This is a genomic window from Bifidobacterium pullorum subsp. gallinarum, from assembly GCF_000741215.1.
Classification (GTDB): domain Bacteria; phylum Actinomycetota; class Actinomycetes; order Actinomycetales; family Bifidobacteriaceae; genus Bifidobacterium; species Bifidobacterium pullorum_B.
In genome coordinates this window covers 486,459-499,798 of sequence record NZ_JGYX01000001.1, presented here as the reverse complement: position 1 = coordinate 499,798, position 13,340 = coordinate 486,459, and the positions used below count along the sequence as shown (strand labels likewise).

Annotated in this window: 11 protein-coding genes, 1 tRNA gene and 1 pseudogene; 5 read left to right on the top strand and 8 right to left on the bottom strand. The window is 64.6% G+C overall.

The genetic code is table 11. The features are described 5' to 3' along the window. Positions 1-571 precede the first annotated feature (571 nt). The 4 genes from BIGA_RS02120 (at position 572) to BIGA_RS02105 (ending at position 3,441) form a co-directional block, all read left to right on the top strand. Positions 572-2,083, top strand: coding sequence for a dicarboxylate/amino acid:cation symporter (locus tag BIGA_RS02120; RefSeq protein ID WP_033506733.1), 1,512 nt, complete (start codon positions 572-574; stop codon positions 2,081-2,083). A 170-nt stretch (positions 2,084-2,253) separates the two neighbouring features. Beyond that, a complete protein-coding gene (locus BIGA_RS02115) occupies positions 2,254-2,487 on the top strand; it encodes a DUF6199 family natural product biosynthesis protein (RefSeq protein WP_051917011.1) in 234 nt (77 codons plus the stop codon). A gap of 5 nt (positions 2,488-2,492) precedes the next feature. Further along, the gene (locus tag BIGA_RS08910; protein ID WP_081929333.1) at positions 2,493-3,191 is read left to right on the top strand and encodes a 5-formyltetrahydrofolate cyclo-ligase; all 699 of its coding nucleotides are present in this window, start codon (positions 2,493-2,495) and stop codon (positions 3,189-3,191) included. Between the two features lie 177 nt (positions 3,192-3,368). Continuing rightward, positions 3,369-3,441: transfer RNA gene (locus tag BIGA_RS02105), tRNA-Arg, on the top strand. A 299-nt stretch (positions 3,442-3,740) separates the two neighbouring features. Here the strand turns inward: BIGA_RS02105 and BIGA_RS02100 are convergent. Both BIGA_RS02100 and BIGA_RS02095 read right to left on the bottom strand, forming a co-directional pair. Continuing rightward, positions 3,741-4,712: a Ppx/GppA phosphatase family protein gene (locus tag BIGA_RS02100; protein WP_033506731.1), complete on the bottom strand. Its 972-nt coding sequence runs from the start codon at positions 4,710-4,712 to the stop codon at positions 3,741-3,743. A gap of 96 nt (positions 4,713-4,808) precedes the next feature. After that, entirely contained in the window at positions 4,809-5,273 is a 465-nt protein-coding gene (locus BIGA_RS02095; protein ID WP_272944565.1) for a very short patch repair endonuclease, read from the bottom strand. A 127-nt stretch (positions 5,274-5,400) separates the two neighbouring features. Between BIGA_RS02095 and BIGA_RS02090 the strand changes: the two genes are divergently transcribed. After that, the gene (locus BIGA_RS02090; RefSeq protein WP_033506728.1) at positions 5,401-6,444 is read left to right on the top strand and encodes a Gfo/Idh/MocA family protein; all 1,044 of its coding nucleotides are present in this window, start codon (positions 5,401-5,403) and stop codon (positions 6,442-6,444) included. 148 nt (positions 6,445-6,592) lie between these two features. Here BIGA_RS02090 and BIGA_RS09445 read toward each other — a convergent pair whose 3' ends face one another. The 6 genes and pseudogenes from BIGA_RS09445 to BIGA_RS02065 all read right to left on the bottom strand — a co-directional run bounded on the left by BIGA_RS09445 (position 6,593) and on the right by BIGA_RS02065 (position 13,200). Next, positions 6,593-7,414 carry a hypothetical protein gene (locus BIGA_RS09445; RefSeq protein WP_237744020.1) on the bottom strand — a complete coding sequence of 274 codons (822 nt, stop codon included), beginning with the start codon at positions 7,412-7,414 and terminating at the stop codon, positions 6,593-6,595. A 171-nt stretch (positions 7,415-7,585) separates the two neighbouring features. After that, positions 7,586-7,639 (bottom strand): annotated as a pseudogene (locus BIGA_RS10090) (zinc-ribbon domain-containing protein); the annotation flags it as partial. Positions 7,640-7,860: 221 nt separating this feature from the next. Further along, positions 7,861-9,687 carry a GH32 C-terminal domain-containing protein gene (locus BIGA_RS02080; RefSeq protein WP_051917008.1) on the bottom strand — a complete coding sequence of 609 codons (1,827 nt, stop codon included), beginning with the start codon at positions 9,685-9,687 and terminating at the stop codon, positions 7,861-7,863. Between the two features lie 177 nt (positions 9,688-9,864). Beyond that, positions 9,865-11,025: a LacI family DNA-binding transcriptional regulator gene (locus tag BIGA_RS02075; protein WP_152595989.1), complete on the bottom strand. Its 1,161-nt coding sequence runs from the start codon at positions 11,023-11,025 to the stop codon at positions 9,865-9,867. A gap of 39 nt (positions 11,026-11,064) precedes the next feature. After that, a complete protein-coding gene (locus BIGA_RS02070; RefSeq protein ID WP_051917007.1) occupies positions 11,065-12,504 on the bottom strand; it encodes a family 43 glycosylhydrolase in 1,440 nt (479 codons plus the stop codon). A gap of 30 nt (positions 12,505-12,534) precedes the next feature. Further along, the gene (locus BIGA_RS02065) at positions 12,535-13,200 is read right to left on the bottom strand and encodes a YesL family protein (RefSeq protein WP_033506722.1); all 666 of its coding nucleotides are present in this window, start codon (positions 13,198-13,200) and stop codon (positions 12,535-12,537) included. Positions 13,201-13,340: the final 140 nt, after the last annotated feature.

Here is a 13,340-nt window from a genome sequence, read left to right as displayed (position 1 = left end):
CCAGCGCGTTGACGAAATTGGACATGTTGGCCTCCTAGCCATGGCTGTGACGGCAATCAATGGCGGCGCCCCGTCTTGGGCCGCCATACGACCCCGGGTCGCCCGCCGTCTTGCGGACCACGTTACCGTCATGCGGCCCGACACCGCTCTGATGTTCACCGCAGGAATACTGTGAGCTGCATCACCGTTCCGCCGCGCGTCCCGATAATTCCTCCGTGAGAGAAATGCCCGGATGCCGGACCATGTGCTACCGTGGCACCCATGAATTTCATGCTCTGTTGTTGTCGCTGAACGCCGCACCCGCGCCGGGTGCCCGACCGTGGTGTGTCACGGACGTGCACGGCCCGCGTTCAGTCGATTCATACCATGCAGAGCTTTCAGACCGCCGCGTCATCCGCGGTGCCGTCACGGCGAATCGCCGATATGAATCTTCCCCGCCCGTTGTGCCAGAAGGCGCATGATGCGCCCCACCGAACGCACCGGCTGCCCGGCGTGGATTCGTTCCCGCGCACAATCAATGTCATCGATTCATCGTCCCAATCCGTCCATCGACCTCGTATAAGGAAGATTCATGCCATCGCAATTCATCGACTGGGCCGCCCTCGCGGCCGCCGTCATCGCCTTCGCCGCGCTGTGGCACCTCAAACGCACCCGTACGGCCGGATTCGGTCTGCGCGTCATCATCGCCACCGTGCTCGGCATCGCGCTCGGGCTGATCGCCCAGGGCCACACGCAGTACGTCGGGGTCTTCGGCGCGATCTGGTCGCAGGTCATCGCCGCGCTCGTCGTTCCGCTGCTGCTGTTCAGCGTGTTCTCCAGCGTCACCAACCTCGGCGACTCGCTGCGGCTGCGCGGCATGGCGGTCAAGACCGTCGTGTTCCTGCTGCTCAACACGCTCACCGCATCGCTGCTCACCCTTGGCCTGGCCAGCGCCTTCCGCATCGGCGTGGGCTTCCAGTTCGCGATGCCCACCGACTACCAGCAACGCGAGGTGCCCGGGGTCATCGACACGATCATCAACCTGTTCCCGTCGAACCTGATGGCGAACTGGTCGGCCAACCAGGTCGTGCCGGTGGTGCTGTTCTCGCTGCTCGCCGCCGTCGCCTACACGGCTGTGGCCTCCACCGACTCCGGACGCGAGACAGTCAAACCGTTCAAGGCCGTCATCGACGCCGGTGACGCCGTACTCTCCAAGGCCACGCAGATCATCGTCGGTTTCACCCCGTACGCCGTGCTCTCCCTGATCGCCTCCGCGGTCGGCGATAACGACATCCTGACGTTGCTGCCGCTGCTCGCCGTGCTCGGTGTGGCCTACCTGTCCATGGCGATCCAGATGTTCGTCGTCCAGCCGCTGATCCTGACCGCCGCAACCCGCCTCAACCCGCTGCGCTTCTTCCGGATGTTCTGGCCGGCCGGCATGGTGGCCTTCACCTCGGAGAGCAGCATCGGCACGATCCCGGTCACGGTGCGCCAGCTGCGCTCGGCCGGCGTGCCCGAGGATACAGCCGCGTTCGTGGCCGGACTCGGCGCCAACCTGGGAATGCCGGGTTGCGCGGGCATGTGGCCGACGCTGCTTGCGGTATTCGCCATCAACGCGCAGGGGCTCGACTACACGCCGTGGCAGTACCTCATGATCGTCGTCCTGACGCTGCTGGTGTCGATCGGCACCGTCGGCGTGCCGGGCACGGCGACCATCACCGCCACCTCGCTGTTCGCGGCCGCCGGGCTGCCGATCCCCTTCATCGCCATCGCCCAGCCGATCTCGCAGATTGTCGACATGGGCCGTACCGCGCTGAACGTGGCCGGTGCCGCCAACACCGCGGTAATCGTCGCGGCGAGCGAACGTCAGCTCGACCTCGACGCCTACCGCGGGCTCGCCGGGGCGACCGGCGGGAACGCCGATGGCCGCTCCCCCGCAGACCCCGACCGGGACGACGTGGACACCGCCGAACCCTCCGCCGAAGGCGATGCGGCGCCCGTCGCGCCGATACCGGTTGCATCGGGCGTGCCGCAGCTGCACCTGGCCCGAGCCGTCGAGCAGGACGACGAGATGTGCGGCATCGGGCTGTCGGGCCGCCGCTAAGCGCGGCGCTCCATCCGCCCGACATGTGCCGTGCCGGCCCGGCTTCGTACGAACGCCGACCGGCACGGCTCCGCGCTCAACCATTACGGAAAACATCGCGCCAACGCCACGAATTCAGCGTATATATATACTGAGGTCGTACGCTCAGCGAAGAGGGAAGAGGAGGGAATATGACCGGATCCGAATGGATTAAGACGCTACTCCTATTGGTGTTCTTGATCGCACTCTCCCTGCTCATGATTGGCAAACCCGAATGGTTGTGGAAGATCGAGCATTTCCTTGAAGTCAAAGGCGGGGAGCCGACCGACCTCTATCTGGCCGTGATGCGCGTTATGGGTACGTTTCTGCTGATTTTCTCCGTCGGATTCCTCGGATACGCCATCTACACACTCGTCACCGGGTGAGCGCCATGGTCGATGCCGCACACGACGCCATACAGACGCAGAAGACCGCAATCAGACAGATAACACTAGCCTGCAGGGATGCGATGCCCCAGGAATTGCGTGCCGCGAAAAGCGACCGTATCGCCACGGTGGCGTTGGATTATCTCGATGAACGACTCGCCCACCCCGACGGAGACGGCGAACAGGACACGCCGGCCGCGGCACCATGCCCGACGCCCCCATCCAAGACACCCATCGTCGCCGCATTCTGGTCGTTCGGCAGCGAGGTCGATACGCGGCCGATCATCGCAGGGATAGTCGTGCGCGGATGGCGGCTGGCGTTGCCCTGCATGGTACGCACGTCGCAAACGCACCCGTCGCAGCGCCCGGTCGCCACGATGCGGTTCCTAGAGGTTCCCGCCCACCGGCTCGACGAGGCAGCTTCCCTATTCGCCGCGAAACCCATCCGTTCGCACAGCGCGGATGAACCGTGGATGGCGACGTTCCCCGCCGCGCCGATCCCCGACATCGACGCGTTCGTGGTCCCGCTGGTGGCCTTCGACGACGACGGCAATCGACTGGGCTACGGCGGCGGCAACTACGACCGCGCACTGCCGCTCGCCTCGCCGGATGCGACGGTTGTCGGCGTCGCCTTTGCCGAACAACGCGTGACGTCGGTACCCACGTCGGCATACGACGTGCGTATTCCCGTCATATCGGCCTGAATCGTCTAGCGCAACACCTACAGCGGCCGCGCCCGAGAAGCAGCTGGATGCCGCCGCAACCGCAACGCATAAGCCTGTACATCACCCGATCCAGTACGGTATCCCGGCTCCGCTATCGCCGCAACACCACAAATCGGCACGCGGAATACCGGGATGCTTGTATACTGGGTTGGTGCTGCCCGGGTAGCTCAGTGGATAGAGCACCGCTCTCCTAAAGCGGGTGTCGCGCGTTCGAATCGCGTCTCGGGCACAAATGACCTCAGAATAGGCCGCAGACCGCGTAGTCGTGCAATCAAAGCAACCGGCCACGGCCAATCGCACATTAATACTGCCGCACGTACCCTTTCGACATCATGTATTGATACACAATTGCCCGAAACACCAAAAGTGTATCCATAAAAGTTGTTTATTGATACACTTTTGACAAGAACGGCAAAAGTGTATCAATAAACAACCGCGGGCGAGACAACATACCCCGGACGACAATTCACCAGGCGAACATTAACGGCACTTTCGCCGTCCGAGATGCATCGGGAAGGCATCAAGGAATCAGAAACCGCGGCGGGTGCGGCCGAACTGGTCCATCCAGCGCAGGATCGCACCCTCACGCAGCGCCCACGGGCAGATCTCGATCTCGTCCACGTCCAGCGCCTTCATGATCTCGTCGGCCACAACGCCGCCACCGACGATCTGCAACGTGCGCTCGGGCGTGATGCCGGGCAGCGCCACACGCTGGTCGGGGCTGATGGCGGCCAGACGCGGCAGCCAATCCTCCAACTGGTCGCGGGTCATGATCCAGCTGTCCACGCGGCCGGACTGGCGCAGCATGACGCCCGCCAGACGCGCCAACGAGCGGAAGGTCTTCGAGGTGCCGACCGCATGGTTGGGCACCTTGGACTTGGGGAATTCGTCCACAATCGGCTGGATGATCCTGCGCACGCCCTTATGCGCGGCCTCCAGCTGTTCGGGGGTGGCGGTGCCGTCCGCCGGCAGGAACTCTTTGGTCACGCGACCCGCGCCGGCGGGCACGCTGATCGCCACGTTCGGGTCCTCGTCGGAGCCCATCGCCACCTCCAGCGAGCCGCCGCCGATGTCCATCAGCAGCAGTCGACCGGAATCCCAACCGTACCAGCGGCGTGCGGCCAGGAATGTCAGACGCGCCTCGTCGACGCCGGACAGCACGGTCACGCCCTGACCGATGCGATCCTCGATCTGTCCCAGGATACGGGTGCCGTTCGGCGCCTCGCGCAGGGCGGATGTGGCCATGGCCAGGATCTGGCTGACCTTGCTCTCCTCGGCGAGTTTCATGCCGGCGTCCACCGCCGCGAGCAGGGCCTGCACGCCATCCTTGCTGATGGAGCCGTCCTCTTCGAGATACTGCATCAGGCGCACGGTGGTTTTGACGCTGGCTTCGGGATCGGGTCGGGCGCCCGGCGCCGCGTCGACGATGATCATATGAACGGTGTTCGAGCCGATGTCCAACACGCCCAGGCGCGTGGCGGGAAATTCAGGATTGACCATGGGACATGACGTTACACGTTGCAAACGTTGTCAGCGTAGGAAGGGAATCACATTCCGGAACCGTTATGCCGCGAAACCGGGGCACGGCGCACTGCATCAACTCGCTGTATCCGACGGCACCGCCGGTGCCGCGTCCCCGCCGACGATCTGGGTGTAGAGCCGTTCAAGCCGTTCCTGCCGCACCGGCTTGGCCAGCTCGCACTCCCAGACCACGATGACGCGCCAACCCATCGCCTCCAATGCGGCATGCTGCGCACGGTCGCGTTCGCGGTTACGCAGCAGCTTGGCCGACCAGAATTCCACATTGCTTTTCGGCATCGAATGCTTGGTGCAGCCTTCGTGCATATGCCAGAAGCAGCCGTTGACGAACACCACGGTATGCCACTTCGGTAGCACGATGTCCGGATGGCCCGGATAGCGCTTGTCGTTCTTGCGGAACCGCAGCCCGCGAGAGAACAGGTACCGGCGCACCATCACCTCGATCGAGGTGTCCTTGCCGCGGATATGCGACATGGTGTAGCTGCGGGTGCCGCGCTCGTATTTCTCCGGTTTCGCCTTCACGATTCCCCATTATCGCATCCGACCCGAGCCCATCGGGACCCCCGTCATACCGCCGCTCCGCCTACAATGGGTAGCGTTGCATCAATATGACGGCATAACCAACCCCATCGGACTTCAAGGAGGAACGATGAGCAGACTCAACGGCAACCGTGCGCAGGCGCAGGCCGAACATCTCAAGGTGAACGTGGCGATCCTCGGTGCAGGACGCATCGCCCATGCGATGGCGACCACGCTGGTCAAGATGGCGGCCGACCCGCACTACGCCGACCTGGTGGCCCCGTACGCGGTGGCCGCACGCGACGGCGAGCGCGCCGCCGCCTTCGCCGCACAATACGGCTTCCCGGTCTCCTACGGTTCGTATGAGGAGCTGCTGGCCGACCCGCAGGTGGATCTGGTGTACATCGCCACCCCGCACAGCCTGCATGCCGAGCAGGGCATCATGTGTCTGCAGGCCGGCAAGAACATCCTGGTGGAGAAGTCGTTCACCGCCAACGCGGCGCAGGCGCGCGAACTGCTGGCCGTGGCCGAGGCGTCGGGGCTGCTGTGCACCGAGGCCATCTGGACGCGCTACATGCCGTCGCGCCGCATGATCGACGACATCGTGGCCTCGGGCGTGATCGGCGAGGTGAAGATGGTGGACGCGAACCTGTGCTACCCGGTGTCCGGCAAGGCGCGTATGACCGATCCGATGCTGGCCGGCGGCGCGCTGCTCGACGTCGGCGTATACCCGCTGAACTTCATCGATATGGTGCTGGGCCCGCGTCCGATCGATCGCATCGTGACCTCGATGACCCCGTACGAGACCGGCGTGGACGCGCACGACGCCATCACCCTGCACTATGCGGACGGCACGATGGCCACCGCGCAGGCCTCGATGCTCGTCTCCTCGGACCGCGGCGGCTACATCTGGGGCACGGACGGCTATATCGTCTGCCAGAACATCAACAACGTGGAGGGCATCGACGTCTATAACAACGATCACGCCCTGGTGGCGCATCATGACGTGCCGGCGCAACTGACCGGCTACGAGTATCAGGTGGCCGACGCGGCGAACGCCATCCTGGACGGCCTGACCGAGTGCGCGGCCATGCCGCATGCCGACACGGTGCGCATCATGGAGCTGATGGATCAGGTCCGCAACCAGTGGGGTCTGACTTATCCGTTCGAGTGATCGATCACACGGACCACGACGTAAACGCGGGGCGGTCGGGAACCTTGGTGATTCCCGACCGCCCCGTATGATGTGTCACGGTCCATTCGCGTGCTACGGCGACCATGTCTTTAGCCAGACCGCCGCGACCGGTATCGCAGTCAGCCACTCACTGCGGCAACGTGACGGTCAACGGCGAACCGTCGTCGAAGGTCACGGTGTACTGGCCGTTGCCGTTGTCGGTCCAGGTGCCCGTGGCATTGGACGGATCCTCGCCGAATGCCGTCATACCGGCCTCTACCGTGCCGTCGGCGTTCGCGGTGATGTGGATCTCCGCCGAGAACGTCAGCAGCGATCCAGACAGTCCCCAGGTGCCGACGATGTTGCCGTGCGCCGCGTTCTTCGGAGCGGTGACCTCCACCTCGATGGCATCGACCATGGCCGAGCCGACACCGCTGGGATCGGCCTGCCCGATCAGCTCGGACAGTGTCATCTCGCCGTTAACGGTCGAGGCGCTGATGTCACGCAGCGGATATCTCACGTTGTCGCCGTCAGCGGTGCCTTCCCCGATGGTACCCGTCAGATAGCTGCCGCTGCCGAGGACATCGGAGACCTTGAACGCGCCGTCGTCGTCGATGACCAGTTCGTAGGTCTCGCTGCCGTTCGACAGCGCGTACCGTCCGGCCGGATTCAGGTCGTCACCGCGCCACAGGAACCACCAGAGCCCGAACACCACGGCGGCAATCACGGCAATGATGGCGATGACAATGCCTACCACAACACCCTTGGACCGCTTCTTCGGCGGCGCGGCCATCGTACCGGCGGGAGCGTAGGCACCGTCCGCCGGCGCATACTGGTATGACTGGCCGTTGTACTGTTCGGCTTGGGGGATCCGCTGCGTCTGCCATGTCGGTGATTGCTGCCATGACGCAGGCTGCTGCTGCCACGACGGTGTTGCGGCGGGGGCAGGGTCCGCCGGGGCTGGCGCCACCGGCGCAGGGATCGTCGGGGCAGCCGCCGGCGGCGCAGGTTCCGCCGGGGCAGACGCCGCCGGCATGGGCGTTGCCGGAGTCGAGGCTGCCGGCATGGGCGTTGCCGGGATCGGCGCCGTAGCCTCCACGGGTGGCTCAGCGACCGCAGGGGACGTGTCCTGCACCGACTTGCCGCAGGACATGCAGAACTTCGCGCCTTCGGTCACTTGCGCTCCACAATACATGCAGTATCTCATATGCACTCCATCTCTCCGCTGAGATCCGATACCACCATTACAGCACACACAGGTTGCGGTCGTCGCACAAATGACGCAGCAACACGAAGGCACTGCATCAAAGGGATCGGTCGGAACAGCCCAACCGGACCATATGATGCAGTGCCACCGTGAATCCGCCGCAGAAGGGTCAGAGGGATCAGCCGGATGCGCCGGCCGTGACCGCTCGGTCAGCGGCGCAGCGAGCACACCTCGCAGGAGGTGTCCCCGGACACTGAGAAGCCGCCGTTCTTGCGCTCGTCATAGGCCAGCATCGCACCGGCGGCCTCGCCGTCGTTCACGAACACCTCGATGATGCCGTGGTCGTAGAACACCTCGATGCGCTTGACCTCATCCACATGCGTCACGCAGGCCAGATCGTCGCTGGCTGCGCCTTGGCTGAAGCACCTGACCTCGCCATCATGGCATTCCAGGGTCCACCGCACCTCGCCGGTATCGGCGAGCACCGCCGTGCAGTCGCCGGTCGGACGGAGATCCGCGTAATAGGCGTTGCCCGGCACCTGCCAGTCGCCGTCCTCACCGCTCATCGGCAGTTCGCCGCCGATCAGCAGGTCGTAGACCTCATCGACCGGTCGGCTGAACAGTCGGCCGTCACGCACATGCAGCTCGCGCGGCAGCGACATCGCGCCGTTGGCCCGGCCGGGGGCCTCGCGACGCACCCCGCTGTGGTCGGCGAGCCATCCGATGGCGATGCGGCGGCCGTCGTCGTCGCGGAAGGACTGCACCGCGTAGAAGCAGTCGCCGAAGTCGCACCAACCGGAATGGCCGACGTCCAGCCGCCCCTGCTCGTCCAGCCGCCCCGTGTACCAGCGGATCGGCTGGAAGCAGCCGTCCTTGGTGCGGATGTGCATGATCGCGCCGATGGCCACGTCCGCGCCGTCCAGAGGGAACGCGTCCGGACACTCGTAGGTGCGGCCTTCGGCATAGCCGCGATCGGCCACCATCGGGCCGACATAGGTCCAGGCGTCGTCGGCCAGGTCGGGGGTGTCGTTGCGGAAGGTCACGATCGCCGGGATCCGGTTCGGATCGGGTTGGTCGACATCGGGCTCGCCATGCGGGGAGAGCGTGAACCATCCGCCTTCGTTGGCATCGCTGACGCCGGTCTCGCCCGATGCCGGCACCTGGTCGGAGGGCAGGTTGGTGGCCAGGATCATCAGCGCGCCGCCGAAACCGGTCTCGATCTTGGAGTCGCGGAAGTCACGGCCGAAGTCCGCGCCCTCGCGCCGCACGACGACGGTTTCGGGTCCCGCGGTCAGGCTGTCGGTGCTGACGCAGGTGGTCTGGCATTCCTCGACCGTGTCCGGCTGGCCCGGCACTTCGAAATGCCGGGTCAGGTAGAAGCGGATCGCGGCCGCGTCATCGCCCGGGCAGGGGCGGCCTTCGGCGTCGATGGTGATGGCGGAGCCGGAGAACGCGCCGCCGGAGATGCCCCGACGGGTATGCAGTTCCCGCTGCGGTTCCAGGATGATCGGCAGATAGGTCCAGTGCACGAGGTCGCGGCTGGCGGCATGGCCCCAGTGCATGTTGTCCCAGCCCCAGCCGTAGGGGTTGAACTGGTAGTACAGGTGGTACCGGCCCTGGAAGCGGCACAGGCCGTTCGGGTCGTTCATCCAGTGCTCCGGCGGCTCGAAGTGCACGGCGGCGCGGGTCGGATCGGTGAAGTCCGGGGCGCCGTCGCCCGCCATGGGGTCGCCGGTGGCGGCGTCGAGCACGCGGATGCCGCGGTCGAGCAGGTTCTCTCCCCCGGTCAGGTAGAGGTAGGGTACGGTGGCGTCGACGACCTCCAGCGTGTACCGTTCCTGCGGGTCGAGGTCGATCTGGAAGCGCTGTCGGTACAGGTCGGCGTCCATGACGCGTTCGGCGACGCATGCGCCATCCGCATGCAGTCGGATGGTGGGGGCGTGGTCCTGTTCAGCGCGCTGGACGAAGACGTCGAGTTGGGTGTAGCCGTCGGCCGCGAAAGCGCAGGAATCGGCCGACTGCAACGTTGCGTTCATGATTGGGTCCTTTCATTGGTCGGCGACGGCGTCGGCCGTCGGGTCTGCCATGCCCCGTCTGGTGGCAATCGTTTGCCTTGTTGATACCAGTATATCCCCGTAACAAGGCGACACGAGGAAATACGTCCGTGTTATTCGGATGATCGCATCCGGAATGACATCCGGACGGACTCGGAATCAGCCCTGCGACGCAGGGGCCACGGAGTCCTTCTCCACCAGCACGCACGAGACCTGCGCCCGGTCCTGCGTCAATGACGGCAGCGGCGCATGGATGCCCGCGGGCAACATGAGGTTCAGATCGGCAAGCAGCGAGGGGCCGCCCTCCGCAATGGATGGTTCCGGCAGGGCGCTGTCCCCGGTACGCTCGATCAGCGAGATCAGCTTGCGCACGCTCCAGTATCCCATCTCGTAGTGCGGCAGTTCCACCGAGGTCAGCGCCGGGCTCAGGATGCCCGCGATGAACGGCTGGTTGTCCACGCCGACCACCGACAGGTCCCGCCCCACCGTCAGCCCGAGCCGATCGGCCTCACGGTAGGCCAGATGGGCGCGCACATCGTTGAAGCAGAACACGCCATCCGGACGGCACTCGTCGAACAGACGGGGAACGTCACCGTACACGTCGTGTTCATCGATGGCCAGCACCAGGCGATCGTCATAGCCGATCGGCGATTCATCCAATGCGGCCCGGTATCCGGCCAGTCGTTCGCTCTGCGCGACGATCGGCACATCCGCACCGAAGTAGGCGATGCGCCGGCACCCGGCATCCAACAGACGACGGGTGGCCGTATAGCCGATGCCGTACTCGTCCGGGCAGATCGAAGGCCGCGCCCCCGCCCTGTCCTCGGCGTCCACCAATACCACGGGCAGGTCGTCGAGTTGCTCGGGGATGTCCACCTTGCGGTGGTACATCATCGCGTAGAGGAAGCCGTCGGCGCCGTACTGCCGCACGATGCCGATCTGTCGGCGTTCCAGGTCCGGATCGTTGCCGGTGTTGACGGTCAGCAGGATATACCCCAATTCCCGCGCCGCATCCTGCGCGCCAAGCATGATGCGCCCGGCGAACGGCGTGGTGGCGATCTCGTCGCTGATGAACCCGAGGATGCGGCTGCTGCGGGTCTTCAGGTTGCGGGCCACCAGATTGGGCCTGTAGCCGAGGTCCTTGGCGATTCGCTTGATCTCCCGGGCGATTTCCGGTTTGATGCGTCCACGGTCCTTGCCGTTGAGCACTCGGGAGACCGTGGCGATGGACACGCCTGCGGCCTCGGCCACTTCCTTCATCGTCACCATACGGATTCCTCGCTGCTCCCGTATCTGCGGCACCGACAGAGTGCCGGTCATATCAGTTCACCTCCTTGTATTATGACTCGGAATGCCCGCTCATGCATCAATCCCGAACGCGGTGACGCCCATTCGTAGCACGTCGAGCGTTCCGCCCTCGACGTACCACCCCGCCATGCCGGGGCGACGATCGTACAGCCTCATGCCGAAGGCGTAATCACGATCCAGGTACAGGTGCGCCTGATCGCCGTCCACGACCACCTCAACCAGGTAGTCACGACCGCCTTCCAGCACGCACGGTCGTTCCATCTCCACCGCATACGGGAAGAGCTGACCGCCCCGTTCGTGCATGCGCAGTCCGGAACGCCATTCAAGACGCTGATGGCGGGGATCGAATTGCAGGTAGTAGCCGTCCGTCAACGATGCATCGATGTGCATCATCAGCCCGAACCGCACCGGATCCCCGGTGAAACGGATGGTGGTCGAAAGAACACCCTGCCCCGGCATCGGACAGCCTGCAACCGCGGCGAATCCTTCCGCATGACCGGTAATCCCATCGCCCTCGGTCCGCCAGGTTCCCTGCACCGGAGTGAGCCGGACGGGCCGAGACGGCGCGGCGTCCATTCGCGCCGCCAAATCCGCACAAGGTGCGGTGCCCAACGTGCCATCGGCGTGTTGCACCAACCGATGGACCACCATCGACCCGCCCCAGTTCCACGTGCGGTAGTCCGCGCCATATTCCGGCGCGGGGTCGAACCCCCAAGTGTTTTCGCCACGGGTAGGGATCCAGCCGAACAGGTAGCGGTCATGCCCATCGCTCCCGGTCTTCGCCGCGTAGAACGCACGGGAGTCGAAGGTATCGATTGCGGGACGCACCCATGGTCCCAGCGGTGATCGCGCCATTCGATAGTACGTGGCGAACCCGTCCGTATAATTCGAGAACACCAGATACCACCAGTCCCCCATGCGGAACATATCGGGGCACTCATAGGCGGCCGGATGGATATCCGGGGCGTACAACGGCCCTTCGGCGCGCCAATGCAGCAGATCGTCGGACACGCACAGCCCCACGCAACCGTTGCGCCCGCTGCACGCACGCCGACGGGCGGCGACCAGCATCCACCAGCAGCGCTCGTCCTCGTTCCAGAACACGAACGGATCACGCCAATCGGTCGGTTCATAGATCGACGAATCGGGGCCGAACGCCTCACCGACCTCATGCCAGTGGGTCAGATCCTCGCTGATTGCGTGGCGTACCCACTGACGCTGCGGATTATCATCGAAGGTGCAGTAGAACAGGTGATACGTGCCATCCATCTCGACCACGGAACCCGTGCCGCCGAGGATGTGCACCGGCGTCTCCTCAATCTGGTCCGGCCATGCACCGGACATCCGATGCCAGCCGTGGACCACCTGCTCCCGGGGTGCGTCCGGGTTCCAGTTCTTCAGATAGAAATTCTCGAACCGGCCCGAGCGCCGGTCGAAGAACGGAATGACATCGCCCACCTTGGCATGTTCCGGGGTGTAATACAGGCACATCGTTGGACTCTCCTCCGATTAGGGCATGGTTCAGGCCGGATGGCGGGCCTTCCATGCCTCGGTGTCACGCACATTCAGCCCGGGGATGCGGCCGAAGAAGTACACGCAGCCGACGGCCACCAGCACCGGCAACGACAGGCCGAACGCCAGCAGCACACCCGGCCAGGTCAGCCAGACCATCACGGTCATCAGGAACCCGACCAGCAGGCACAGCGTGCACAGCGGACGGCACAGCAACATCTGCAGGGTCATCTTGACGCACCAGCGGATATTCTCGTCGAAGTTCGCGCGGATCGCCCAGAACAGCATCGAGAACGCGCCGTACACCACCAGCACCACCAGCAGCACACCGGAACTCAGATATCCCATAACGCCGGCGTCATGCCAGTTGACCACCGAATAGTCGTAGATCAACAGCAGCCACAACAGCAGCTGGGGCCAGCCCGCCAGGTTGGACTGCCGGAACTCTGCCTTCCACGCGCGGTGGAACACCGTCCAGGTCTCCTTGCAGGTCCACCAATGGTCCTCGCCGATGATCCAGGTACGCCACGTGGCGTATGCGGCGGCTATGGAAGGGAACAGTCCCGCCACCACCAGGCCCATCACCGTATGGACGATGAAGGCCACGTTGATGACGAAAGCCGTGAGAATCGCGCGACAGACCTGTTCGTAACCTACAGCGAATCGAGCCAACATTGGTGTACCTTTCAGCAATGCAACGTCAACGATGACGAAATGCCTATGATGAGGAATGAAGCGAAACCCCGTGCCACGGCGTCGACACATGGCAACGAACGACGTGCGGCGCGGGGTTTCGCACGGTCCAGCGGAATACG

What these genes read in the sequence shown, in the direction of transcription:
- BIGA_RS02115 (WP_051917011.1), top strand. Translation starts at nt 2,254, where the DNA reads ATGACCGGATCCGAATGGATTAAGACGCTACTCCTATTGGTGTTCTTG.
- BIGA_RS02080 (WP_051917008.1), bottom strand. Translation starts at nt 9,687, where the DNA reads ATGAACGCAACGTTGCAGTCGGCCGATTCCTGCGCTTTCGCGGCCGAC.
- BIGA_RS02075 (WP_152595989.1), bottom strand. Translation starts at nt 11,025, where the DNA reads ATGACCGGCACTCTGTCGGTGCCGCAGATACGGGAGCAGCGAGGAATC.
- BIGA_RS02090 (WP_033506728.1), top strand. Translation starts at nt 5,401, where the DNA reads ATGAGCAGACTCAACGGCAACCGTGCGCAGGCGCAGGCCGAACATCTC.
- BIGA_RS08910 (WP_081929333.1), top strand. Translation starts at nt 2,493, where the DNA reads ATGGTCGATGCCGCACACGACGCCATACAGACGCAGAAGACCGCAATC.
- BIGA_RS02100 (WP_033506731.1), bottom strand. Translation starts at nt 4,712, where the DNA reads ATGGTCAATCCTGAATTTCCCGCCACGCGCCTGGGCGTGTTGGACATC.
- BIGA_RS02065 (WP_033506722.1), bottom strand. Translation starts at nt 13,200, where the DNA reads ATGTTGGCTCGATTCGCTGTAGGTTACGAACAGGTCTGTCGCGCGATT.
- BIGA_RS02120 (WP_033506733.1), top strand. Translation starts at nt 572, where the DNA reads ATGCCATCGCAATTCATCGACTGGGCCGCCCTCGCGGCCGCCGTCATC.
- BIGA_RS02070 (WP_051917007.1), bottom strand. Translation starts at nt 12,504, where the DNA reads ATGTGCCTGTATTACACCCCGGAACATGCCAAGGTGGGCGATGTCATT.